Origin of the sequence: Methylobacterium sp. WL116 (genome assembly GCF_008039455.1) — a bacterium.
Lineage (GTDB): Bacteria > Pseudomonadota > Alphaproteobacteria > Rhizobiales > Beijerinckiaceae > Methylobacterium.
In genome coordinates, this window is the sequence record NZ_VRUV01001139.1 from 1 (window position 1) to 473 (window position 473).

Genomic DNA, 473 nt, shown 5'->3' on the forward strand with positions numbered 1-473 from the left:
GGGCGGCGGCGCGGGCTTTGCCGCCGACGGCAGCTTCACCGGGCCGACCTATGCCATCGGCGGCAAGGCGTATTCCGGCGTCGGCGACGCGCTCGCGGCGGTCGACACCTTCGCCGTCAAGTACGACGTCGACCCGGCGACCGGCGGGCGCGGGCAGTCGCTGACGCTGGCCGGCAGCGACCCGAACCAGCCGGTGCTGATCCGCAACGTCGCCGCCGGCGTGCTGCCGACCGACGCCGCCAATCTCGGCCAGGTCACGGCGCAGGTCGCGACCGCGAAGGCGCAGAGCTTCGCCTATACCGACCAGCGGGTGCAGGCGAGCTACGCCGCGAGCACGGCCTACACCGACGCCCGCGTCGCGCCGCTGGAGAAGCAGATGACCGCCTTCGGCAGCCAGCTCGCCGGCCTGCAGAACGAGGTCGGGCAGGTCCGCCAGGAGGCGCGCCGCGGCGCGCCTCCTGGCGGACCTGCCC

General features: G+C 74.8%; 1 pseudogene. It reads left to right on the plus strand.

Annotated elements, in window-relative coordinates:
* Positions 1 to 473 (plus strand): annotated as a pseudogene (locus tag FV223_RS31155) (hypothetical protein); the annotation flags it as partial.